Genomic DNA, 25,716 nt, shown 5'->3' with positions numbered 1-25,716 from the left:
TTATAATAAGATCAAATGCACCACTTTATTTATGTTAAACTATGATTATGCTTCTACAAGATGTTTACTTGCAAAATAAAGTATTAGAAAAATTGGAAGCAAAATATATATTGGAACTGAAAAAAGTATTACATTTTTAAATAATAATCCAATTAGTACTAAAGAACCTATAAATAGCATCATAATAACCCACATTACCAAAAATTCAATAACAGATTGCTTTTTTGTATATTCCTTAAAACTTTGGAGTCTTGTCCATGTGAATGCAGCTAGTGTTAGAGGAATAACTAGAATTAATTCTAGAACTATAATAGGAGTAATAAACATATTTAAGCTAAAATTAGATAAACCATTCTTTAATATAGATTGGAGATTTTGTGAAAGATATGCTATTGAAAAAAGTATTGTTAGTCCTAAAGCACCATAGTATACATATTGTCCTATAAGACTAAATTTGCTATAAGTAGATTTATAAGTATCTACAATTTCTTTGCAATAACCTTTTATATCACTTGTACCCAAATAAGTTTCTATAGAAATATTTTGATGTTCAGCAGAAATAAAATTATCTAGTGTTTGTTGAAGAAATTCTTCTGCATCTCTTGTTTTTATGTTAGAGCTTCTAATATAAATTATTATTCCATCAAATATTTTTCTGTTCTCTTCAGATAAATTTTCTTTTGCTTTGTTCAGCCCCATAATTAATTCTTTCATATTACTCATTTCTGTTATCCTCCCATATATTTTTTACTGTGGTCACTATGTCATTCCAAGAAGTATCAAATTCTTTAAGTTCAGTTTTACCTTTTTCTGTTAGAGAAAAATATTTTCGTTTAGGACCAAAAGGGGAGTCCCTTAATTCAGACTTGAGTAATCCATTCTTTTCAAGTCTAATTAGTAAAGGATGAAGAGTTCCTTCTGATATATTTTCAAAGCCATAATCTTTCATTATATTGTAAAGCTCATAACCGTAAGTTTCTCTATTTTTAATAACTTTTAGGATGCAACCTTCTAATACACCCTTTAATAATTGTGAAGTATTTGCCATATGTTCACCTACCTTATAATACAACCTAGTGATTTCATTATAATCCTACTAGGTTGCATTGTAAAGTAGTGGAGAGAAAAAATGTATTTTTATTAGGATGACATTGATATTGAAAATAGATTTAGTTTTAAGAAATACTTCTGATTGTATATATTAAATTCCAAAAGGCTTAAAGCAGGTTGGTATAATTTAAAATTAGGTTTTTTAGTTATATAGGGGTATAATAAGAATATAGGGAATTTAATAAAAAATAGAATTAGAGCAGAGTGAATATGTGTTGATAGATGTTGATAAACATATACTTAATAAATTTAAGTATATTTATGCATCCAAAAAGGAGCGAATAATTACGGTGGTTAACCTAATTCACACTGTACATGAAGCTATTCATAAACTATAGGGAGTTCCTTTAGAAGCTTATGATATTATAAAACTTATGATAAAGTTGCTAATGATAAAGGGCAAAAACTTTTACAAGGTTTAATAAAGTTAATTTTAAATTAAACTTAAGTGAAAGTATAGCTGAATTATTTTTAAAATTTAAGTTTGAGCTAAATAATGCTCAATATAAAGCAATTACCGATGGTAATGCATGGAGGTTGGAATGAAAAAATTAAGAAGTAATTTAAAAAAGGAAGAAATAGCTTTATCTAAAGGTTATAGGAAATGGTTTAGAGTAGTAGATAATGAAATTAGGCTGTTTATTAATGAAAAAGAAAGAAATGATGATAAAAAACTTATAAGTAAGATATATTGGAAAGAAAATAGAGCTGAGATATGTATTGGTAATCTTGAGGATGGGCAAAAGTTTTATGAGGATCATAAGCATTTAGATGTTAAGTTCTTTGTAAAAGCTGATGTTGAAACTATATATAGTGAATATGAAGTTTTAGGCTGGAATTTCAATAAAAATGGAGTTCAAGTTAAATTAGGAGAAAGTACACATTAAAAGAATTAGGATCTATTTTTAGGCTTTTTAATTCAAAGCTGGTAGATAAAATGGCAAGATATATTAGAATATTTGTATGATAAAAAAGAACGCAACTTAAGATTTAGGTTGCATTTTTTTATGTGTTAATCTACAAGAGTATTTTTCAGATTAATACTATCACTACTAGCAACATCTAATCTCTTAATAATGGAGATGAACCTAAAAGTATAGTTTTAGATGATGGTGAAGTTGTCAATCCAACTGAACCAGATTTATAATAATATCCTTCTTATTAATAAATTAAGGAAAATTAAAGTTTAAAAAAAAATTAACGAAATATAATCTATGGATAAAATTTCAATATTATGTAATATGAGAGAACGAAAAATATAGGAGGAATATTTATGTTAATTAATGGAGGTGTAGGAAGCGGTAATGTCACTAATCAAAATAAATCACTTTCAATTAAGACAAGCCAAGATTCTTTAATTAGCTCTTTAATGAAGCAAAAAGAAAACTTGGAAAAGCAAGTTAAGGATTTACAGAAAAGTTCTAATGGAATGACAGCAGAGTCTACACAAAGTCAGATTAAGGAATTACAAAAACAAATTGAAGATATTAATGCACAAATATCTAAAGCTCAATCAGAGAAAATTAGTGATAAAATTAATCCAAAACAAGATGAAATTCAATCACCTAAAAATATTTCTGACAAAATAATTTCCCTTGATAAAAATAATAATAATATCAAAGGTAATTATAAAACTAAAAAGAACTTAGAAGGTAGTGCGAGGGTATTAGAAGGTGAAGTAAAATTAGATAAAATGCGTGGTGTGGATACGACAAAAAAAGAAGATAAGTTAGACAACATAAAAGAAAGTATTGCAAATATTAATTCTAAGTTTGGTAGTGAATTTAAAAAGTTAAACAAACTGACAAAAGTATCAAAAGAGCAAGAGGACACATCTAATGATAAAGAGAAAGAAGTCTTAGAAAGCTATGATACTGGTGAGTTAATAAATATAACAAAATAGAGATACATATTAAAGCTGAGTTTTATAAAATAATAAACTTCAGCTTTAATTTTATTATTTTAGTTAACATTTTTGCAGATTCAGGATATGATATAATTTTAGGGAAATGAAAAAATAGGAGAAATATAAAAGTGGTGTTTAAGAATATAGAGACTAAAGAAAATATAGAAAATCATTTAGAACATATAAGTCACAAAGAAATAAATCAAATTGAATTTTTAATTAATAACAAGCTAATAGTTAATGATGAAAATAGAAATTTATTAAATGAGCTTAAAAAATGTTTAAGTGAGTGTGAAAAATTTTATTTTAGTGTAGCTTTTATTAATTTTAGTGGCCTCCAACTTTTATTAGATTCTTTTAAAAAAGTTGAAGAAAGAGGTGCTTCAGGAAAGATAGTAACATCAACTTATCTTAACTTTACAGAACCAAAAGCTCTTGAAAGGATAAGAAAATTTAACAACATAGATTTAAAAGTCTTTATTGCTGATAAAAATAAGGGATTTCATACCAAGGCCTATATTTTTGAAAATAAGGAAGAGTACAAGATAATTATAGGATCTTCCAACATAACTCAAAGAGCATTAAAAAGTAATATAGAATGGAATGTTAAAGTTATTTCTAAAAAGGATGATAGTTTTACTAGAGAAGTATTAGAGGAATATTTAAATATATGGGAAACTACTAATTTGGTAGATGATGAGTTTCTTAATAGATATAGTAGTTTTTTAAAAGAGATTAAAAAGTCAAAATCCAATAATACTTTAGAATTTAGTGATTATGAGATTATATCTCCAAATGATATGCAGAAGAGAGCTATAGAAAATTTAAATAGATTAAGGGCTTCTGGTGAAAAAAGAGCACTAGTTATAGCTGCAACAGGTACAGGAAAGACCTATATGTCTGCTTTTGATGTTATGAACTATAATCCTAATAAAATATTATTTATAGTTCACAGAGAGGAAATTTTAAGAACAGCTGAGAAAACTTTTAAAAGATTAGTGAAAAATAAAAATAAAACAACAGGATTATTAACAGGTTCAAGTAAAGAATTTAGTTCAGATTATTTGTTTTCAACAATACAATCAATTAATAATAATCTAGAAAGTTTTAAAAGAGATGAATTTGACTACATTATAATAGATGAAGCCCATCATGCTGCAAGTCCTTCTTATGAAAAAATTATTGATTATTTTAGTCCTAAATTTTTATTGGGAATGACAGCTACACCAGAAAGATGTGATAGTGGCGATATTTTTCAGGTGTTTAATAATAATGTAGCTTTAGAAGTAAGGCTTAGGGAAGCATTAGAATTAGATCTAGTTATACCATTTCATTATTTTGGAATCACAGATGTGGATGGAATTGATTTAAGTGATGTGAAGATAAATGATGTAGATGAAATAGTTAAAAGATTAAAAGTTAATGAAAGAGTAGATTTTATAATAGAGAAAATGAACTTCTATGGATATGATGGAGAAAATCTAAAGTGTGTAGGATTTTGTGCTAGCATTGAACATGCTGAGTATATGGCAGATGAATTTAATAAAAGAGGAATAAATAGTATAGCATTAACAGGTAAGAATTCAGCTGATGAAAGAGAGAATTATATTAAGAAACTGGAATCTGATGAGGATGATTTAGAAGTTATTTTTACTGTGGATATTTTTAATGAAGGTGTGGATATTCCAGCCATTAATTTAGTTCTTATGCTTAGACCAACTAGCTCACCTATAATATTTATACAACAACTTGGTAGAGGCCTTAGAAAGCATAAAGATAAAACTTTTCTTACTGTATTAGATTTTATAGGCAATCATAAGAAAGCTTTTTTAATAGCTATAGCTTTAAATGGTTCAAGATTTTATGATAAGGATAGTATAAAGGTAGCTGTGGCAACTGCTTTTGGAAATATACCAGGATGCACAAATATTCAGATGGATAGAATAGTTCAAGAGAGAATATTAGAGCAATTAAATGAAGAAAATTTTAATACTATGAGATATTTAAAAGAAGAGTATATGGAATTTAAGAAGATGAATGGTGGTAAAGTGCCATATTTTCTTATGGATTATATGAAATATGAAGGAGCACCAAATCCTTTGAAGTTCTTAAATAAGGAAAAAACTTATACTAATTTTGTAGCCAAAGTTGAAAATGATGATGAACTTAAAACTTTATTAGAGGAAGATGGTTTCTTTAAAATACTAAAGGAACTTACAGATAAGTTGCCTATAAAAAGACCATATGAATTTAGTATAGTGAGATATCTTTTAAATCATGAAAATATAAATTTAACTCAAGCTAAAAATGAAATATTGAAATATATAGATAATATAGATGAGGAGAGTATAGTTCATTCTTTTCAATGCTTAAATCAAAATTATTATGATTCAGCTCAAGTTAAAAATAATATTAAATGTTTTGACTTAATAGATGATACTTTAAATAGTACATGGGATTTTAAAAAGGTTGTTTATGATAAAAAGTATAAAAAGTATATAGAAGATATAATTAATTATGGACTTATTTCATATGAAAAAAGATTTGGAAATGAGTACTATGGAGTACCTTTCTTTAAATTATATGAGCAATATCGAATGGTAGATGCTGCATTACTTTCAAATTATACTAAGATTCATAGTTCTTTTAGAGGAAGTGGACTTATTACAAATGGAAATGAATATTTCATCTTTGTAGATTTACATAAGGAAGAGGGGATTAAGGAAAGTATCAATTATAAAGATAAATTTATAGATAAAAAATACTTCCAATGGCAAAGTCCAAATAGTACTTCTCAAAGCTCTGAAAGAGGGAAAAATATTATTTCTAATGTGGATAGAAATATTAATTTACATATTTTTATAAGAAAGTATAAAGAAATTGATGGTGTGGTAGAACCTTATATTTATATAGGTAAAGGTGATGCAGTTGAATTTGAAGGAGAAAAGCCTATAACTGTTAAAATGAAACTTAAAAATGAAGTGCCAACAAGTATATATACTGAGTTTATTAAAAAGGTATAGCAAAAATTTGCTATACCTTTTCTGAAATTAATTGTTCTACAGCAGGAACATCTGCTGGAGCCCATTTTAGGGAAGATAAATTTTCTCTATGTAACCATATTAGTTTTGAATGTTCATTTGCTGTAGGTGTTTTAGAGATTAATTTACACTTAACAGTAATTAAGTTCACTATAAAATTATCATATTCATGAGTATTATCGTGGAATATATCAATAAATTTTATATCACAAGCTAACTCTTCTTTGATTTCTCTTTCTATAGCCTGACCTATTGTTTCATTTGGTTCAATTTTTCCACCAGGAAATTCCCAGTTGTTTGGAAGGGACATCTCAGGTGAACGAAGGGCACATAATATTTCATTATGTTCATTTTCAATAATTGCACCAACAACTTTTACCAATTTCTTCATGATTATACACCTCTAGATAAGTGTAGCATAAATGTATGACAACATAAAGGGCGGAATTTCCTTATTTCTTTTTAAATTTTAGCTGTAATAATAAATTTTAAATAGCATATATCTTTGTGTAATATAAATAGAGTTTTAGCTAAATATTAGGGCTTAAGTAATTATTTTATTAAGTATATATGTTATAATTTAAATTATATAATGTGGGAAAATTTTAACTACCAGATGAAGAAGGAGCAATTTACTTATGATGAATGATGATGCAATTAAAGAAATGATGTTAACCTATTCAACAACAGAGCCTAATGAATTTTATGGGGTTTATGCTGTTAAAAAAGCTTCATTTGCAACAGTTATGCTGTTGGGGCCTTTAGCCTCGTTTGCGTACAAGTACTGTGTAATTGGATTTAATGGAAAAGAATTTATTATAGTTGGGCTTAATCTACTAGGAAAGCCAGTAAATGGAGCAGCTATTCCTGTAAATAGTATTAAATCTACAAAAGTTACTAGTTGGTTTTTTGGAATGGGAAAAGTTATACATATTACTTTTATGGATAATACTAAGATTAAATTTAATGTTAATAAATTTACAATGGGTCTAAAAAGACAAAAGAGTAATTTAATTGAACTAGAAAAATTACTTGGTTAAAATTACTGGGTCCAGTAGTTTCTTAAATATTCAGTATAGTATATGAATTTGATAATATACTATACTGAATAATCTTATAAAGAAAGATTTAAAGTGATTCTATTAAGGGATTGCTAAAAGTTTAGTCCATGTTTGCTTACCAACTATACCATCAGCTGTAAGTCCCTTTCTTTTTTGAAAAGCCTTAACTGCATCAAGTGTAGCTTGTCCAAAGATTCCATCTAAGCTTATATTATTTCCTTTTCTATTTAAAAGTTTTTGCATATTTCTAGTTATTTCACCTTGGGCACCAAATCTTAATGTTGGAGCAGCACTTATTGTTGCGTTTCCAGCTATCCCATCAACTGCAATATTTCCAAAACCTTGTTTATTTATTTCAGTTTGCAATGCAACTACAACACTATCTTTTAAATTACTATCAAGTTTTTGAAAAGTTTGAGTGCCTGCTAAACCATCTGCTACAAGACCATTATCTCTTTGAAATTGTAATAAGGAATAATAGGTGGCTTGTCCAAATACGCCATCAGCACCATAGCCTCCACAATCATAACCTTTGGCAATTAATTTTTGCTGTAATTCTGTGCATCTTGATCCTATATAATTTTTACCTTTCTCAATAGCTATCTGCTCAGGTGTTTGAGAGGGTGCTATTGGATTGATTGGCTTTGAGGATGAAAATATTCCATCATAAAAATTATTTAAATCAACATAGCCGGTTATACCATTTACACTTCCAGTAGCTGTATATTGATGTCCAACATAACTGTCACCCCAAACATTATTACTCATAGGAGTACTAACACCATAATGAGCAATCCATAATGGATAAATTGCGAGTCTACTATCTAAATTTGCGTTAATAAAATAGGGATATGAATATATTACTATAGGAAGTCCTGATAATGAAGTAAATTTTGATATAAATCTTAATGAATAATCCATTACATCAAAGCCTGTTGCTTCCAAATCCAAGCAAGGTCGTAAGGTGTTAGTTTTGTCTTTGATAGAATTATAAAAATTTTCAGCTTGAGTTTCAGGGGCACTGCTGCCAACTAAATAATGATAAAATCCAGTGGATAATCCTACACCTGTGGCACTATTATAATAAATGTCTATATAAGGATTTTGATAAGTTGTTCCTTCTGTAGCTTTAATATATACCAATTCTATACCATCACTCTTAACTTTAGTAAAATCTATATTACCATTGTGATTAGAGATATCAATTCCTCTCATAAGTTCCTCCTCATATAAAAAATATTGTTTTCTATATTTATAATATGTATTTTCAAGTTAACTGTCACTACTTATAGAAGACTGGAGAATTTCACATAGTTAGGTTAAACAGAATAATTAATTAAAGCAAGAGGAAACATATATATAGTTTGTTTTTAGCTATTGATAATTTTGAAGTTAATAAACTTATTTATAATAGGGAGGCTGGCTAAGTGAAGACGCGGTTTAAGTTTTTGGTTATTTTAGTTGTTATACTTATTTTTGCAACTAATGCTCAATGTACAACAATAGAACCATCATCTCAGAATAATATATCAGAACGAGAAGTGGATAGATTACAAAAAATAAAAAATAAAGGAGTATTAACAATACTATCATCTAATAATGAACCATATTCCTATAAGAATCCTAGAACTGGTGAATTTAGTGGAATTGATGCAAACATTATAAAAGAAGTGGCTAGACGTTTAGGTATCAAAGAAGTAAAGGCAAAATATACCTACTTTGGAAATCTATTTGAAGAATTTAATAAGAATCCAGAGATTGATTTAATAATAGATGGAGTATTTATAACAGATAGTCGAAAACAGTTAGTAGATTTCACTATTCCAATTTATAGGGATTGGAGCAGTATATTAACAAGAAAAGATTCAAATATAAATAGTAAAGATGATTTAAAGAATGTAGTTGCTGGAGCTGTTCAAGGTGAAGTATATGCTCCCTTAGTTAAGGAATGGAAAAATGAAGGTAAGGTAAAAGATTATGTTACATTTTTTGATAGAGAATCTTCAAGGATAGCATTAAATAATAAGGTTATAGATGCTTTTTTGACTGATTCTATAATTGGGCAAAATATTGTTTTAAAATATCCAGAGTTAAAATTTAAATTATTATCTGCAAATCAATATAAACCTGATTTGATTTATGATGTTGGATATCCTTTAAAGAAAGAAGATACTATCTTAAAAGATGCAATAAATGAAAAATTACAAGAAATGAAGAATGATGGAACCTTATATGACATAATGGTTAAATATGGGATAAATGAGCACTATATAAAATAGTATTTTTAATAATGATATGAAAGAACAGTTAGGCAAATGAATATAAAGTTGTTTATGAGGTAAATTATGGATGCATTTATTTTTATTATAGGGTTAATCATAGGAATTATATTAAAGTTTGTAGCAGATGGCATATCTTCAAAAATAAATAAAAGTAAGAAAAAGATTGGAAATATTTTTATACCGATTACTTGTGCAACATCTTTTGAAATACTATTTTTACGATTAGGGTTTACTGCTATATTAGCTAAGGCAATAGTTATGACAATAATTTTAATAGTAATCTCATTTATTGATCTATGGCATAGAATTATACCTGATTTTTTAGTTGTTATAACTTTAATTAGTGGATTAATATTTACATTCCTAGTTAAAGCTTCAATTATAGATGCTGTATTAGGGATGCTGGCTGGTGGAGGAATCTTGTTCATGTTAGCTCTTATTCCAAATGTAATGGGTGGTGGAGACATAAAGCTTATATTTGCCATTGGATCATTTTTGGGGTTTAATAGGGTTTTATGGGCGCTCCTTTTAGCCTTTATTATGTCTTCAATTGTTAGCATTATTCTAATATTGTTCAGGGTAAAAAGCATTAAAGATTATATTCCATTTGGTCCATTTCTATCACTAGGAAGTTTTTTTGCACTAGTGATTTTTATATAAAATTACAAATGAAGGTGAAAACATGATGAATAATATGGACCTAGATGTTAATGCTATCAATAAGATAATTAAAAATATAATGGTAGAAATAAGTTCTTGCAAAGATCAAATATTTAATATTGTAGATAACATAAGAACTGATCAGGAAAATTTGAAACATGAATTAAAGAAAATTAGGGATGATATAGCTAGGATTATATATGAAGTTGATGAACTTGAAAAGAAAGATAAGTCTAGTAGAAAAAGATTGGCTGAAGTTTCAGCAAATTTCAAAAAGTATAATGAATATGATATTAAAGAGGCTTATGAAAAAGCATCTGATATAAAAGTTAAATTTTCTGCAAAGAAAAATGAAGAAAAAACATTAAGAGAAAGAAGAACTAATCTAGAAATATCACTAAAGAAAACTATGATGAATATTGAATCAGGTGAAAAGTTAGTTAATCAAATAAGTGTTGCTATGAGCTATTTAGAGGGAGATATTGTCTCTGCTTTAGATGGAGTAGATAAAAATTCAGAAATGTTTATTGGTATAAAAATTTTAGAAGCTCAAGAAAATGAAAGAAAGAGAATCGCAAGAGATATTCATGATGGACCTGCACAACATATGTCTAACGTAGTTATGAAGGTTGATATTTGTAAGGTTGTTATTCAAAAGAATATGGAAGAAGGACTTAAAGAATTAGCAGATTTAAAGGAAAGTGTTAAGGTAGCCTTAAAGGAAGTAAGAGGAATTATATTTGATTTAAGGCCAATGTCTTTAGATGATTTAGGACTTAGTGAAACTATACACCAAACATTAAATATTATTTCAAGGGAATCTAACATTGATATAAATATAAAATTAAAACCAATTCAAACGGAAACAGAAATAGAACCAATTATTCAAGTTGCTGTATATAGAATCATTCAAGAAATATTTAATAATATTAGGAAACATTCTGAGGCAAAGCATGCAAATGTAAAGATGGATTTTGGAACAAAATATTTAATATTAATTATAACTGATGATGGCATTGGATTTGATGTAGAAGAAACTTTAAATAGAGTAAAAATTAGTGGGACTTCGTATGGGCTTATTGGAATTTTTGATAGGGTGAATCAGCTTCAGGGAAAAGTTGAAATAGAATCCTCTAAGGGAGTAGGGACAACTTACAAAGTTAAGCTTCCAATTAACAGAGAGGTGATTAAGGATGAAAAGCAAGGTAATTAGGATATTAATCGCTGATGATCAAGATATAATAAGACAAGGCTTAAAGCGAATTATAGGTTTTGAAGAGGATATGGAGATTGTTGTAGAGGCAGCAAATGGTAAGGATGCCTTAAAACTTTTGAATGAGAATGAATTAGATATTGCATTGTTAGATTGTAATATGCCTATTATGAATGGAATTGAAGTTCTTGCAAATATAAAAGAAAATGGAGATAAAATTAAAGTTATAATGTTTACTATTGAAGATGATATAAAGACTATAAATAAAGCAATAAATATTGGGGCAGATGGTTATATGCTTAAAGATTCAGTAGGAACAGAGATCGCAAATGCAGTTAGATTAGTACATAATGGTGAAAAATATATTGATAAATCCTTAGTTTCATTACTTTTTTCAGGTATAAAAATTAAGCCTAAGAAAGAATCTAACCTTTTAGAGTTGCTTTCAAAGAGAGAGGTTGAGGTACTAATTAAAATATCAAAAGGGCTTAGTAACAAGGAAATTGGAGAGCAATTGTATCTTTCAGAAAAAACAGTTAGAAATTATGCTACAAATCTATTTAGAAAGATAGATGTAGAAGATAGAGTTCATGCTACGATTTTTGCAATAGAAAATAATATTGATGAGTACTATATAAATAAATATTAGTCTTAAGTTTAGTAGGGACATTTGTCCCTATTTTTTTGAGGGCATTTGTCCCTATATAATGGGACATTTGTAATCTGCCAAACTAACTTGGATGGGACTATAATTAAATCAATAAGAAAACAAAATTAAACCAAAGAGGAGGAACAAACAATGTTACAAATATTTAAAGGGTACATTTTAGGAAAATTAAAAGAGGAAAAAGGACAAGGTATGGTAGAGTATGCATTAATTATAGGGCTAGTAGCAATAGTAGTAATTGCAGTATTAGTGCTACTTGGACCAGCAATATCAGCAAAATTCCAAGAAATAATAGATGCACTTAACTAATAATAGAAAAAGTTCTCCTAAAGTTTTTCTGAAAGAACACTAATTTCAAAAGGGGAATTAGTGTTTTTTCATATAAGTAGAGAATTCAATTACTAATTAAAGGGAAGTGGTTACGATGAAGAGTTTAAAAAATCAAAATGGTCAAGCTTTAGTTGAATTTGCAATAATTCTTCCAATACTTCTTATTTTAGTAATGGGGATATTACAGTTTGGAATGATGTTAAATTCTTATCTTGCTATTGAAAATGCTACAAGAGAAGGGGCAAGAGCAGGGATTGTAGGAAAATCAGATTTTGAAATTAAAAATATGATTATAGCTATGTCTCCCAGCCTAGATCCTCAAAATATTGTAATAACTATAAATCCTACCGAGAATAGTAGAAAATCTGGGGACACCCTTGTTGTGAAAATAACTTATAACTATGAACTTACTGTTCCAATTATAAGTAGTCTTTTTAATAATGTAATAGTATTAAATGGCCAAACATCAATGAGAATTGAGTGAGGAATTAAAATATGAATAGATTGAATAATAAAGGAAATGCTGCAATTATTTTATGTATATTAATCACTGTTTTATTAGGTTTTTCATCTTACGTAATTGATATAGGAATGATTTATGTAGAAAAAATAAAATTATCAAATGCAATTGATTCAGCAGCTTTAGCAGCAACACTTGAATTACCTGGAGATGATACAAAAGCCAAAAATGTAGCCATAGATTATCTTGAAAAAAATAGTACAAATTCAAATCAGACTAACATAATTATTGGGACAGATAGTAAAAGTATTCAAATAGACGGAGGAAAAAAAGTTGATCACTTATTAGCACAAATAATAGGTATAAATAGTAGTAATGTACAGGCTAAGACAAAAGCAATAATTGCACCTATAAAATCAATAAATGGAGGAGTAAAGCCATTTGCTGTTGAGAAATACAATTTTTCTTATGGACAATTAGTAACTCTTAAACAAGGGGCAGGAGATGGATATAATGGGAACTATGGTGCAGTTGCACTTGGTGGAAGTGGTGCAAATGTTTTTAGAGGAAATGCATTATATGGATATAGCGGAAGGATATCAGTAGGCGATTATATAAATACTGAAACAGGTAATATAGCAGGAACTTCTAATGATATAAAAAATTATATTAGTGCTGAACATAGTACTTTTGAGAATTTCCCAAGGGACTCAATAAGGTTATGGACAATACCTTTAATAGATTCATTAAATGTAAATGGACAAAAATCAGTGTTAGTAGTAGGTTTTGCCGTTTTTTATGTAGAGGATGTAACTCAAAGATCTGGGAAGATAGAGATTAGTGGACGATTTACTAAGTTTGTGTTAAATGGAACTGTTGATGAGAACTTAAATGACACAGGTGCATATGGTGCAAAGTTGTCAAAATAAAGGTGGTGGGACAATGAAAAGTATGGGACAAAAATTAATATTATTATCTTTAATTTTAGCATTAATTGCTTCAGTAACAGTTTTTTCATATTTAAAATCTTTGAAATCATCAGTTGAAGTAGCTAAAAAATCAAATATAATTGTAGCAGTTGAAAATATACCTGCAAGAACTCGTATAGATAAGAAAATGATTAAAGAGGTACAAGTAACAGATGATTCTATATTTAGCAATTATATTAAGGATTCTTCAGAGATTATTGGGAAGTATACCAAGGAAAATGTTTTAAAAGATGAAGGTTTTCATGTTGACAAACTTCTAGAGAATGGTGGAGATGAACTTAGCTTAAATATAGATAATAATCATAGAGCAATTTCTATTAGTGTTACAGGTGATTCTGGAGTTTCAGATTTGTTAAAACCAGGAGATTATGTTGACATAATTTCTTATATAGCTGAAAGAAAAGATGGCGCAAAGATAATAAGTTCAGATAAAGCAAAGATTATAATGCAAAATATTGAACTTATAGCAGTTGATAAACAGATTAATAGAGAGGAAAAAGTAAATAATAAAGAGGAAGTAAAAGAAAAAACATTAACAAATTTTTTAGTAACTTTATCAGTTCCAACGTCAGAAATAGAAAAATTAGTTCTTGCTCAAAGTATAGGAAGTATTAAATTAGCACTTAGAGCATTGGAAGATAAAAATATTACTGAAACAAATGGAGTTACAAGAGAAGATTTATCTGTAAGTGTTAATACTAGTAATGGGATACCTTTTAATAAGGAAAATGATTCAATTAATATAAAGGGTGAAAAGTACATTAATTATACAATAAAAGCTAAAGATACATTGAAAAGTATTAGTGAAGAATTTTATGGAGATAAAAATAAGTATACAATTTTAAAGGAAGCAAACAATATAGAGAATGAGAATTTGATATTAATTGGAGAAGTAATTAAAATTCCAACACTGTGACCATAGGGAAGTGAAACAATGAATAAAATTAGAATATTAATTGCAGATGATATTAAAGAAACTATAAATGTAATAAAAAAAATATTAAGCTTGGATAAGGAGACCTTTGAAGTTGTTGGAGAGGCAGGTAATGGGGAAGAAGTACTTAAGCTTATACCAAATGTAAAGCCAGATGTAGTTTTAATGGATATAAATATGCCTATATTAAATGGCTTAGAAGCAACAGAGAAGATAACAATGGAGTATCCTTCTGTAATGGTTATAATTATGTCAGTCCAGGCTGAAAATGAATATTTAAAAAAAGCAATGTTTCATGGAGCTAAGGAATATATAATAAAGCCATTTGATCACGATGTTTTAATTAATACTATAATAACAACTTATGAAAAATATAAAGAAAGGCAAGTGAAATTTACACATAATTTAGATGTTATGAGAGATACAAAGGTTATAGCCTTCTTTAGTTCAAAAGGTGGTGTAGGTAAGTCTGTTTTATCACTTAATACAGCTATAGTTTTAAGTAAAGAATATGACAAAAAAGTACTTCTTATAGATATGGATTTGCAGTTTGGCGATATCTCTATATTAGTAAATCAATATAATCAGAAGACTATTCTTCATGCAGTGGAGGATGGGCAAATAGATTCTTATGAAAATATGAAACCTTATTTATACAAATATAATGAGAATTTTGATATACTCTTTGCTCCAGGAAAACCAGAGTCAGCAGAGTATATAACAAAGGAAGCTATTGAAAATATAATGAATTTAGCTAAAAATCAATATGATGTAGTAATTGTGGATACAGGCATTAATTTTAATGATAATACACTTTATATTTTAGATATAGCACAAAATATACTTATGATATCAACTATGGAAATCGTAGCTCTAAAAAATACAAAATTAGGACTTGGGGTTATGGATTCTCTTGAATATGACAAAGACAAGGTTAAGCTTGTTATAAATAGATTTAACACAAACTATGGAATAAGCAAGAAAGAAGTAGAAGAAGCATTTAAAGGTGGTGTCTTTGCTTTCATACCAGATGAAGAAAAGAATGTTGCTATTTCAGTAAATAAAGGTTTGCCTTTATGTGATACAAACAAATATTATAAGTTAAAAATAGGAAAAGCAATAGATAATATGTGCAAAGATTTGATTGGATAGGAGGGAGGGATATGTCTCTAATAAAAAGATTAGAAGAAATAAATGTAGATAAAAAAACTAATAAACCTAATGAAAAAGAAGTGGATCCATATTATGAATTGAAGATGAGAATTCAAAATAAAGTAATTGAGGAACTGGATATAGATTTTAATGAAATTTCTGAGCATAATGATGATTTGAAACAAAAGATTGATTATATTGTTAGTAATAATATTGAGAAAGAATCATTAAATATGACTAACAATGATAAGAAAAAAATTAAAGAAGAGCTGTTAGATGAGATTATAGGATTTGGCCCAATTACAGGATTGCTTTTAGATAATAATGTGACTGAAATTATGGTTAATGGTGCAGATCATGTGTATATTGAGAAAAATGGGAAATTAGTTCTTACAGATGCTAAGTTTAAAAATGATAATCATGTACTTCATGTTATTAAAAAGATTGTAGCACCAATTGGGAGAAGAATAGATGAGAGTTCACCAATGGTAGATGCCAGATTGCCTAATGGTTCTAGAGTTAATGCTGTAATATCTCCATTAGCTATAGACGGACCTTCAATAACTATTAGAAAATTTGCAGAAGATCCATTTAAGGTAGAAGATTTAGTTGGATTTGGAACAATGACTTCAAAGATGGCTGAAATTATAAAGTATTGTGTAGAGGGAAGATTAAATATAGTTGTCTCAGGTGGAACAGGAAGTGGAAAAACCACTACATTAAATGTTCTTTCTTCTTTTATACCTGAAGATGAACGGATAGTAACCATTGAAGATGCAGCAGAACTTCAATTGTCTCAAGAACATGTGGTAAGACTTGAAACAAGACCAGCCAATGTAGAAGGAAAAGGGGAAGTAACTATAAGAGATTTAGTTAAAAACAGTTTAAGAATGCGTCCAGATAGAATTATTGTAGGGGAAGTTCGTTCAGGTGAAGCTTTGGACATGCTTCAAGCTATGAATACTGGACATGATGGTTCTCTAACAACAGGTCATGCTAATTCACCAAGAGATATGTTATCAAGAATTGAAACCATGGTACTTATGTCAGGTATGAATCTCCCTATTAAAGCAATCAGGGATCAAGTGGCTTCAGCTATTGATATAATTGTTCAACAATCACGACTTATGGATGGAAGCAGAAAAATTACTCATATAACAGAGGTGCAAGGTATGGAAGGAGATGTGATTATCCTTCAGGATATATTTAAATTTGAACAAAAAGGTGTTGATAACAAAGGAAAGGTAAAAGGAGAGTTTGTTTCCACAGGAATAATGCCTAAATTTGTACAAAAACTTAAGGAGAAAGGGATAAATATCCCACAAGATATTTTAAATTAAGATTATAGGAGGTGGAGAAATTTGATATATGCTACAGTAATATTCACGTTTTTATTAACATGGATGGTTAGTAGTTCTCTACTAATTTTTCTATTTAGTAGAGAAAAAGCTATTGATAAGCTTAAATATTTTGATGATGATTATGCAATTAAGGAAAAATACAAAAATGATAAGAGAAACAGTACAAGCATAATAAAGAATTTATCAAGTTTGGTCCCTAAGTTTAGATTAAGTGAAAAGAAAAATAAAAATCTTGAGATTGAACTTATTAAAGCAGATTTACCTATTACTGTAGAAGAACTATTGGTTATAAAAATACTTTCATCTTCTGCTTTTTCTTTTTTAACATTTGCTGTTTTCAAAGACTATTTAATAACCATTTTTACTTTCATCTTAATATGGAATATACCTAAATTTATTATAAATAAGAGAAAAAAAGAAAGAGTCAAACTCTTTGACAGTCAATTAAACGAAGGCATAACCATAATTTCAAATTCTTTAAAAGCTGGATATTCATTTTTACAAGCCATATCTGTGGTATCAGAGGAAACAAATGATCCCTTCTCAAAGGAATTTAAGAAACTTCTTAAAGAGATGAGTCTTGGAATTTCAGAGGAGGATTCTTTGAGAAACTTGTTAAGTAGAATGGAATCAGAGGATCTTAGGCTTATAATGAATGCTATTTTAATACAAAAGGACATAGGTGGAAATCTATCTGAAATATTGGACAATATATCAGAAACCATAAGAGAAAGACAAAAGATAAAAAATGAACTTAAGACATTAATTGCACAAGGAAAATTATCAGGTGTGATTTTAATGCTTATTCCAATTTTTTTAGGAATGACAATATATCTTTTTAATAGAGATTATATGATGTTGCTGTTTACAACTTCTACTGGTATAGCTATGGTTGGAGCAGCTATTATAAGTGAGATGTTTGGATTTTTAATGATAAAAAAAATTATTAATATAGATATATAGAGGAAGGAGGAGAAGCTATGCTATATATTGTATCTTTTATCTTTTTTATAGTCATATTTTCTTTCGTGTATGGTGGGCTAATTATTATAAGTAAAGATAAAATGAAAATCGAAAAGAGGCTTAGTTATTTAAAAGAAATTCATGTAGAAAATGAAGAAGCAATTGAAAATAAATCTTTTTCAGAGAGGTTGATAAAACCTTTATATCAGAGCTTTAGTGAAGGATTAATAAAAATAACTCCACAAAAAAAACTTCAAATGCTTAATAAAAGATTGGAAAGAGCAGGAGTATTAAAAAATAGTAATATGGAAAAATGGTTATTTAATAAGATAATAATCATTTTAGCATTTTCCTCTATGATAGGATTACTGTCCTTTATGGTTGAACCTAATGTTATTAAAGCTATTACTCTTGTATTGATTATTATAATTGCTATAAATACTTTTTTTAGTTTCTATCTATCAAGGAAAATAGAAAATAGAAAGAAAAAAATTTTAAAGGAACTACCATATACTTTAGACTTAATTACAGTTAGTGTTGAGGCAGGTTTATCATTTGATGGAGCTATGGCTAGAGTTATTGGAAATATAAGTGGAGAGCTTTGTGATGAATTTGCAAAGAGTTTAAAAGAAATTAAAATGGGAATAGAACGTAAGGTTGCTCTTAAGAATATGAGTGAGCGTTGTGATGTAAAAGAGCTCTCTATGTTTGTTACTTCTTTAATTCAGGCAGATGAATTAGGTGTAAGTTTAAGCAGAATTTTAAGAATTGAATCAGCAAATTTGAGAGAACATAGGAAACAAGTATCTAGAGAAAAAGCGATGAAGGCTCCTATTAAGATGCTATTTCCATTAGTCTTTTTTATATTTCCTTCTATTTTTATAATTATACTTGGACCAGCTGTTATTAGGATGATTAAGATATTTGGGGAAGGGTGATAAAATGGTTAAAACTTTAGTATATGAATCAGAGGTTATAGGAGAAATTTTTATAGCAGATAGTTTTAAGAAAAGATTTTTAGGATTTATGTTTCGTAAAAAACCACATTATGAATCCATTTTAATTAAGCCTTGCAACAGCATTCATACATATTTTATGAAATTTCCTATTGATGTGCTATTTGTGAATGAAAACATGGAAATAGTTAAAAAAATAGATAACCTTAAACCAGGAAAGATTATAATACCACAGAAAAAGTCTAAAATGGTTATAGAAGGTAGAGCGGGGATGTTTAAAAATCTTCATGAAGGAAAGAAAGTTATTGTGTTAAGCCAATGATAAAATTATTAAAATCCAGGAGGTTAGAATGAAATACAATTTAACTAATTGTTCAAAAGAAGAAATGATTAATTTAACTAAAGAATTAATGAATAAATTGCCTGAAAAGGAGAGGTTAGAGTTTGCTTTAAATTGGATAAATGCTAAGGAAACACTTATGGAAGTGGGGATATATGATAAAGAGGCTTTTATTAAAAGTGTGGAAGTACTCTGTAAGGAATGCATAGATAGACAGTATTGTATTGAATTAGAACATGATTATTACCTTTATGAAGATGAAGAAAAATTTGAAGATTATAGTCAAAGTGAATGGGTATGTGAATTTAAAGAGTTATTAGAAACAGTCATAATGGTTGCAAGAAGCAGAAATTTTGATTCTTCATATAGAGTTTTTGAAACATTAATAGAATGTTTACAAGAGGTAGAGTTTAATGAGGAAATTTTTACAATAGATAACCCTAGGGATTATATAGATATAGATTTGTATTAGTTCTTTCATATTTATTTAATAATAGTGGGGTATTTCATGAGAAACAATTTAGCTGTAGAAAAATAAGGAACTTATGAAAGTGATTATCTTACTAAGTTCCTTAAAAATATTATATATCTCTATTTCATTGTTCTAAATTCAAATCCTTTTTCTTTAAAAATATCTATTATTCCTTGCAGAGATTTTGCAGTTTGTTCTTTACCATATGTGTCATGCATTAATATTACTACACTATCTGCATTTGGTCCTAGAAGATTTAAATTTTTTCTTGTTATTTGAGTTAATTCTTCAGCAGTTTTGTTTGGTTTACCTTCAGCATCTTCTGATAATGTATTCCAATCTATAATTCCATAGTTTTTTGAAACAAGAGTAGCTCGTATATTATCTCTACCTTTCCATGACCAAAAACCACCAGGAAATCTAATAGTTCTAGTAGAAAAGTTTTCACCTAAAACACTTTTTAATTCTTTATCACATTTCTCCACATCTGCCATAAAGTTATCAACATTTACCGTGTTATGTGGATATAGGTATTTATAATCATGACTATATGTATGATTACCTATAGCATGTCCTTCAGCTACAGTTCTTTTTAATATTTCACTTGATGCTTTTGAACTATGTATTTGTTTACCCATAATAAAAAATGTAGCTTTTACATTATTAGCTTTTAATGTATCCAATACTTTAGGAGTGTTTGTTGTAGATGGGCCATCATCAAATGTTAAATATACAACTTTTTTACCATCTTTTCGCACAGGATACTTTAATTGGCCTTTAATTAATTTTTCTGTAGTATTAAATAATTCAATTACATCATCAGCGTTAGGATCTTTATTTAATGTAGGGTAGTCACCTTGGTCTGAAGATTTTTCTTTTGTTTCTGAATCATTTTCTTCAAGGTCTGATTGAACATTTTCTGTTGATTTAGTATCTTTTTTTGTTTCATTATTTTTAGTTGTATAATCATCAGTTTTTGTTTGATTATCTTTTACTTCTTCGGTATCAGTTTCTGATTGGCTATTTTCTGTTACTTTATCATCACTTTTTGATTGACTATCTTCTGATAGTTGATTTTCAGTTGATGTTGGGTTATCTGTTTTTGATTGCTCTGCTTGTATAACTTCAGCTTTTTTTCCTGTAGCTGCAGTTATTTTTTCATAATCAACTTTAAATTTTAAACTAGTTATAAGTCCGCCTAATAAAATAAATACTATAATTGAAGTATAGAGTACAATGGATTTCTTTTTGTAGCGTGCCCTTCTTTTGTATTTTACTAATTTTTTCATTATTTTCTCCTCTTATGTTTCTGTATTTTAACCATAAATTACTTTCTTAAAACATTATATACCATGTAATCAATTTATAAATCTAAAATATATCTTAAGTTTATCTTAAATTTATTGTTAAGTTAAAGTTTATTTATAATTTTAAGAAATTTAAATTTTTGTTTTAGTTATAAAAACATATATTTAAGCTAATTGTTTTGTGATACTCATAGTACAGATTTTTGTATTATTAATAAATTTACAATTTATTAATAATAAAGCTAAGTAAAAACTGGTAAAATATGTAAGTAACTAAAATTACAAATTGTTGAAGTGTTTGAGGTGGAATTTGTGGGTAAGGATTTTATTGATTTTATATGTTGTAAATTAGGGAGAAAGAAAATTTTAAAAGAGACAAAAATGAATTATAATAATTTAAATGATGATATATTAGATAGTATAGTTACTACTGAAAAAGATATTGAAGAGGAAATGGTTTATCAAGTAAAACAATTAAAAAAAGAATTTCAATATATTGAAAGCAGTACTATTAGGAAATATATATATGATATTATTTATAAATTAATGAAAGAAAATGAAAAAATAACTGAAGAGCAAGTTGTTAATGCATTAAGTTGGTTTGTTAACAATGCTTATAAGGATATGCTCAGAGAAAACAAAGATTGGATAATTAAAAACAATAAAGAATTTATTACAAGTATATCAAATATGATTAAAGATTCCATTCATATAAATAAAAATGAAAATGATGAAATTAGTAAAGCAATGAATAAATCTATGTCAATATATTACAAAAGCATTAAAGAACTTATGTATAATCAAGTTAAGGAATTGAAAATGGAAATAGACAAAAGCATAGGTGGACAATTGGTTTTAACTAATAAAGAGTTTGAAGCTAATAATATAAACATTGTAGTTTTAGAAAAAAAATTGAAAAAGTATACAAATGAAATTATGAATGACTTTGTAATACAAAATAAAAAGCAAGTAAATATGTTTTTTGATAATATTTCCAGTGGTTTTGAAAAGTTAAAACAAGATGTGAATAATGGAGAAATCAATAAAGAACCAGAAAAAACTTTAGATGATTTTAAAGAAATATATGATAATTCATTACAAAAGAGTATTGATGGAACACTAGAAATTGCAAGAGAGTTAAATAAGTTTAATATTGTAAATTACCAAATAGTTAAAAATAATGAAGTAAGGATGAAATTTGAAGAGGCATTTAATCTTGCAGAAAATGAGATTGATATAATTGGACCAGATATAAATAATCATGTATTATACAAAACTGGAATTCATAACTTTATAGAAAATGTAATTAGAAAGGGGATTAGTGTAAAAATTTTATATGGAATAGATGAAAAGGAAAAGAATAATAGTGAAAGAGCTAGCCTTATAAGAAAAAATTTAGAGAAAATTGAACAGAGATTAAAAAGAGATTTTCAAGGATATGGGTATAATTTTAAAATCAAAAAAGGAGAAACCCATAGTAAAATATTAATTTGTGACAACAAATTTGCAATGATAGGTAGTTATAATTTCTTATTATTTGATGGAGATAAAAATGAAACAATAGATGAGATAGCAGCAATAACTACAGATCCAATAACAATAAAGAAATTAAGAATGGAAGAGTTTAATTTTTAATAAATATGTTTGAAATTGTAAAAGTTTTATAGATAACTTAACTTAGGATTAAAGCAAAAATGAAAACAAACCTTTATATGAGTAGTTTTTATTACTCACATAAAGGTTTGTTTTTTATTATTTACCTTTCATTTTATAGATAATTTTTTAGCCATATATTTTCTATAAATCACTGAAATATTAAATAAAGTAAAAAAATTATTGTAGATATATAGTTTTTAGAAATAAAATGGTGTAAAATGCAATAGTCGTTATAAATGTAAAAAATAGTTTTTAATACGATTTAAAATTAATAATTGAAAATTGTGTAAAAAGAAAATTTAAGCTATTAACTAATAAGGAGGGCATTATGGACAATCTTAAGACAGAGAGAGATTATAAAAAAATACAAAATAAGGACAAACGTATAAATTTAAATTCTAAAGGAATACAAAAGAAAGACATGCATATAAATTTTAATGCTATTTTAAATATAATTATAATGTTATCTGTGTTTATTTTAATGCTTATATTGAATTCAAATACAGAATATACAAGTGATGATTATAGATATCATTTTTTTTATGATTCATATATGCCAAATGAATATACACATGAATTAAAAGGAGTTTTTGAAATATTTTCATCAATGTGGAATCATTATAATTTATGGGGAGGACGAATAGTTGCACATAGTATAGTTCAGTTCTTTATGTTGTTTGATAAAAGTTTATTTAATGTAATTAACTCTTTTATATATGTTATTCTTGGAGGATTAATTTATTATCATATTGAACCGAATCTTTCAAAATGGAAAGCTCTGTATTTAGGAGGTATATATATGGTAATGTGGATATTTATACCTGAATTTGGGCTATCTATATTATGGATATCTGGAGCTTGCAATTATCTTTGGATGACAGTAGGAATTTTACTTTTTTTAATACCTTTTAGGCATTATGAGTACAGTAAAAATAGAAATAAAAATAAATTTGTAAAGGCACTTATTATTATACCTTTTGGAATTTTGGTAGGTTGCACAAATGAAAATAGTGGAGGAGCAATGATTTTATTAGTATGCTTTTATATTATTTATTGGTATATAAAAAAAATCAAAGTTCCTCTTTGGAGCATAACTGGAATAATTTCTGCTTGTATAGGTTTTGGTTTTCTGATTGTTGCTCCTGGTAATGGTAAAAGAGGACAGGTAGTAATAGGGTTAGAAGCTCTAAAACAGCAGTTAGATTTGCTTTTAAAAGTTTTTTATGATAATAATATAATTCTATTTATTCCTTTAATTGTCTTCACAACAATGTATATTGTTCAAAATAATCTTTCTATAAAAGAAAGTGCTAAAAAATTGATTTTTCCTTCTATGTATTTAATAGCAGGGGTGGCAAGTGTAGTTGTATTGATTGTGTCACCAACAGTTTCAGGAAGATCATGGATATGGGAGGTTTGTTATTTAACTATTGCTATAGGAAATATTATGGTAAAACTTTCATTTAAGCATTGGATACTAAGATTCGAAAGAATATTATTATTTGTTTGTATGTCTATTATATGTATTAATACATTTGGTGAAGCGCATGCTGATATAAAGAAAACAGATTTACAAATTGTTAATGAAATTAATCAAATTAATGAACAAAAGAAACAAGGAATAAGAGATGTTGTTGTGACTAGATTTGATGATACTACTAATAAGTATAGTGCGTTTAATGGTTCAGCAAATCTTGCAGAAAGAGATTGCTGGTTTAATTGTTGGATGGCTAAATATTATGATGTAAATTCAATTAGTGTTGAAGTTATTGAGTAGAACTGAGGGGGAATATAAATGCAATCAAAATGTGTTACTTTAATTATACCTTGCTATAATGAGCAAGAATCTCTTCCGTATTTCTATTCGGCTGTCATAGATATAGCGAATAGTCTTACAGAATACCAATTTGAAATTATATTTGTTAATGATGGTTCAAATGATGGAACTCTTCATAGTCTAAGAGAAATATCTAAAGATGATGATAGGATTACATATTTATCTTTGTCTAGAAATTTTGGAAAAGAAGCTGCAATGTATGCTGGCTTTTGTAATGCTCATGGAGATTATATTGCAGTTATGGATGCAGATATGCAAGATCCACCTTCACTGTTACCTAAAATGATAAAAATCTTAGAAAGTAGAGAATATGACAGCGTAGCTACAAGACGTTTAGATAGAGATGGGGAACCTCCAATCAGATCTTTTTTTGCAAAATTATTTTATAAAATTATTAATAAAATTTCTGATGCTTCAGTGATGGATGGTGCTAGAGATTTTAGATTAATGAAGAGAGAAATGGTCCAATCTATTATTAGTATGAGTGAATATAATCGATTTTCAAAAGGTATTTTTGGTTGGATAGGATTTAAGACATATTGGCTACCATATGAGAATGTTGAAAGAGTTGCAGGTAATACTAAATGGAGCTTTTGGAAGTTGTTCCAATATAGTATAGAGGGAATTATTAATTTTTCTCAATTTCCACTTAAGCTTGCTTCATGGGGAGGTATAAGCTTAACAGGAATATCATTTATAATGATAATATTTATTATTATTCGTAAAATATTGTTTGGTGATGAAGTAACTGGCTGGACATCTTTAGTTTGTATAATCACTTTTATAGGTGGTGTCCAATTATTTTGTATGGGAATTATGGGACAGTATATAGCAAAGACATACATGGAAACCAAAAAAAGACCTCATTTTATAGTTGCTGAAACTAATAGTGATGAAGTTATAAAGATAAGATAAAAATTGGCCTTGATAAATATATCAAGGCTCAGAGTGTCGACAAAGTCGACACTCTTTCGTTTTTATAATAAAATATTCTTGGGTGATAAAAATGTTAACAAAGA

The 25,716-nt window shown here is 27.6% G+C and carries 26 protein-coding genes; 21 read left to right on the top strand and 5 right to left on the bottom strand.

The window, feature by feature from the left end; all coding sequences use genetic code 11:
* Positions 1–45: 45 nt before the first annotated feature.
* On the bottom strand, positions 46–723 hold the full coding sequence (locus tag NNC19_RS09480; protein WP_310938399.1) for a hypothetical protein: 678 nt from the start codon (positions 721–723) through the stop codon (positions 46–48).
* Entirely contained in the window at positions 716–1,048 is a 333-nt protein-coding gene (locus NNC19_RS09475) for a PadR family transcriptional regulator (RefSeq protein ID WP_310938398.1), read from the bottom strand. The genes NNC19_RS09480 and NNC19_RS09475 overlap by 8 nt, the downstream gene beginning before the upstream one ends.
* A 604-nt stretch (positions 1,049–1,652) precedes the next feature.
* Here NNC19_RS09475 and NNC19_RS09470 point away from each other — a divergent pair.
* The 3 genes from NNC19_RS09470 (at position 1,653) to NNC19_RS09460 (ending at position 6,039) form a co-directional block, all read left to right on the top strand.
* Positions 1,653–1,997, top strand: a complete 345-nt coding sequence (locus NNC19_RS09470; protein ID WP_310938397.1) for a hypothetical protein — start codon at positions 1,653–1,655, stop codon at positions 1,995–1,997.
* Between the two features lie 386 nt (positions 1,998–2,383).
* A complete protein-coding gene (locus NNC19_RS09465) occupies positions 2,384–3,013 on the top strand; it encodes a FlxA-like family protein (protein WP_310938396.1) in 630 nt (209 codons plus the stop codon).
* A gap of 125 nt (positions 3,014–3,138) precedes the next feature.
* On the top strand, positions 3,139–6,039 hold the full coding sequence (locus NNC19_RS09460) for a DEAD/DEAH box helicase (RefSeq protein ID WP_396136408.1): 2,901 nt from the start codon (positions 3,139–3,141) through the stop codon (positions 6,037–6,039).
* A gap of 10 nt (positions 6,040–6,049) precedes the next feature.
* Here NNC19_RS09460 and NNC19_RS09455 read toward each other — a convergent pair whose 3' ends face one another.
* Complete coding sequence (locus tag NNC19_RS09455; RefSeq protein WP_310938394.1) at positions 6,050–6,448, bottom strand: (deoxy)nucleoside triphosphate pyrophosphohydrolase; 399 nt, start codon at positions 6,446–6,448, stop codon at positions 6,050–6,052.
* Positions 6,449–6,695: 247 nt separating this feature from the next.
* On the opposite strand from NNC19_RS09455, the gene NNC19_RS09450 reads away from it, so the two are divergent.
* Positions 6,696–7,097 (top strand): hypothetical protein, encoded by a 402-nt coding sequence (locus tag NNC19_RS09450; protein WP_310938393.1) that lies wholly within the window; start codon positions 6,696–6,698, stop codon positions 7,095–7,097.
* A gap of 102 nt (positions 7,098–7,199) precedes the next feature.
* On the opposite strand, the gene NNC19_RS09445 is transcribed toward NNC19_RS09450, so the two are convergent.
* Positions 7,200–8,333, bottom strand: coding sequence for a GH25 family lysozyme (locus NNC19_RS09445; RefSeq protein ID WP_310938392.1), 1,134 nt, complete (start codon positions 8,331–8,333; stop codon positions 7,200–7,202).
* Between the two features lie 212 nt (positions 8,334–8,545).
* Here NNC19_RS09445 and NNC19_RS09440 point away from each other — a divergent pair, with 212 nt between their 5' ends.
* From NNC19_RS09440 to NNC19_RS09375, 14 genes are all read left to right on the top strand, one after another.
* Positions 8,546–9,397, top strand: a complete 852-nt coding sequence (locus tag NNC19_RS09440) for a transporter substrate-binding domain-containing protein (RefSeq protein WP_310938391.1) — start codon at positions 8,546–8,548, stop codon at positions 9,395–9,397.
* A 66-nt stretch (positions 9,398–9,463) separates the two neighbouring features.
* Positions 9,464–10,060: an A24 family peptidase gene (locus NNC19_RS09435; RefSeq protein ID WP_310938390.1), complete on the top strand. Its 597-nt coding sequence runs from the start codon at positions 9,464–9,466 to the stop codon at positions 10,058–10,060.
* Positions 10,061–10,085: 25 nt separating this feature from the next.
* Entirely contained in the window at positions 10,086–11,273 is a 1,188-nt protein-coding gene (locus NNC19_RS09430) for a sensor histidine kinase (RefSeq protein WP_310938389.1), read from the top strand.
* Positions 11,254–11,922 carry a response regulator transcription factor gene (locus tag NNC19_RS09425; RefSeq protein WP_310938388.1) on the top strand — a complete coding sequence of 223 codons (669 nt, stop codon included), beginning with the start codon at positions 11,254–11,256 and terminating at the stop codon, positions 11,920–11,922. The genes NNC19_RS09430 and NNC19_RS09425 overlap by 20 nt, the downstream gene beginning before the upstream one ends.
* A 150-nt stretch (positions 11,923–12,072) precedes the next feature.
* Positions 12,073–12,249, top strand: coding sequence for a Flp family type IVb pilin (locus NNC19_RS09420; RefSeq protein WP_310938387.1), 177 nt, complete (start codon positions 12,073–12,075; stop codon positions 12,247–12,249).
* A 115-nt stretch (positions 12,250–12,364) separates the two neighbouring features.
* Entirely contained in the window at positions 12,365–12,754 is a 390-nt protein-coding gene (locus NNC19_RS09415) for a pilus assembly protein (RefSeq protein WP_310938386.1), read from the top strand.
* 11 nt (positions 12,755–12,765) lie between these two features.
* Positions 12,766–13,659: a Tad domain-containing protein gene (locus NNC19_RS09410; RefSeq protein WP_310938385.1), complete on the top strand. Its 894-nt coding sequence runs from the start codon at positions 12,766–12,768 to the stop codon at positions 13,657–13,659.
* Positions 13,637–14,635 (top strand): Flp pilus assembly protein CpaB, encoded by a 999-nt coding sequence (gene cpaB / locus NNC19_RS09405; protein WP_310938384.1) that lies wholly within the window; start codon positions 13,637–13,639, stop codon positions 14,633–14,635. Before NNC19_RS09410 ends, cpaB begins: the two co-directional genes overlap by 23 nt.
* Positions 14,636–14,653: 18 nt before the next feature.
* Positions 14,654–15,805 (top strand): response regulator, encoded by a 1,152-nt coding sequence (locus NNC19_RS09400; protein ID WP_310938383.1) that lies wholly within the window; start codon positions 14,654–14,656, stop codon positions 15,803–15,805.
* Between the two features lie 11 nt (positions 15,806–15,816).
* Positions 15,817–17,145, top strand: a complete 1,329-nt coding sequence (locus NNC19_RS09395; protein ID WP_310938382.1) for a CpaF family protein — start codon at positions 15,817–15,819, stop codon at positions 17,143–17,145.
* Positions 17,146–17,166: 21 nt separating this feature from the next.
* Positions 17,167–18,129, top strand: coding sequence for a type II secretion system F family protein (locus NNC19_RS09390; protein WP_310938381.1), 963 nt, complete (start codon positions 17,167–17,169; stop codon positions 18,127–18,129).
* Positions 18,130–18,146: 17 nt separating this feature from the next.
* Positions 18,147–19,067, top strand: a complete 921-nt coding sequence (locus NNC19_RS09385) for a type II secretion system F family protein (protein ID WP_310938380.1) — start codon at positions 18,147–18,149, stop codon at positions 19,065–19,067.
* 4 nt (positions 19,068–19,071) lie between these two features.
* Entirely contained in the window at positions 19,072–19,407 is a 336-nt protein-coding gene (locus NNC19_RS09380) for a DUF192 domain-containing protein (RefSeq protein ID WP_310938379.1), read from the top strand.
* Between the two features lie 28 nt (positions 19,408–19,435).
* Complete coding sequence (locus NNC19_RS09375; protein WP_310938378.1) at positions 19,436–19,897, top strand: hypothetical protein; 462 nt, start codon at positions 19,436–19,438, stop codon at positions 19,895–19,897.
* Positions 19,898–20,016: 119 nt separating this feature from the next.
* Here the strand turns inward: NNC19_RS09375 and NNC19_RS09370 are convergent, their stop codons facing one another.
* Positions 20,017–21,186, bottom strand: a complete 1,170-nt coding sequence (locus NNC19_RS09370) for a polysaccharide deacetylase family protein (RefSeq protein ID WP_310938377.1) — start codon at positions 21,184–21,186, stop codon at positions 20,017–20,019.
* A 330-nt stretch (positions 21,187–21,516) separates the two neighbouring features.
* On the opposite strand from NNC19_RS09370, the gene NNC19_RS09365 reads away from it, so the two are divergent.
* The 3 genes from NNC19_RS09365 (at position 21,517) to NNC19_RS09355 (ending at position 25,612) form a co-directional block, all read left to right on the top strand.
* The gene (locus NNC19_RS09365; protein WP_310938376.1) at positions 21,517–22,839 is read left to right on the top strand and encodes a phospholipase D-like domain-containing protein; all 1,323 of its coding nucleotides are present in this window, start codon (positions 21,517–21,519) and stop codon (positions 22,837–22,839) included.
* Between the two features lie 349 nt (positions 22,840–23,188).
* Positions 23,189–24,637, top strand: a complete 1,449-nt coding sequence (locus NNC19_RS09360) for a DUF6056 family protein (protein WP_310938375.1) — start codon at positions 23,189–23,191, stop codon at positions 24,635–24,637.
* An 18-nt stretch (positions 24,638–24,655) separates the two neighbouring features.
* Positions 24,656–25,612, top strand: a complete 957-nt coding sequence (locus NNC19_RS09355; protein WP_310938374.1) for a glycosyltransferase family 2 protein — start codon at positions 24,656–24,658, stop codon at positions 25,610–25,612.
* Positions 25,613–25,716: the final 104 nt, after the last annotated feature.

This window comes from Clostridium sp. SHJSY1 (assembly GCF_031626875.1).
In the GTDB taxonomy this organism is placed as follows: domain Bacteria; phylum Bacillota; class Clostridia; order Clostridiales; family Clostridiaceae; genus Clostridium.
This window is presented reverse-complemented; position numbering and strand designations above follow the sequence as displayed.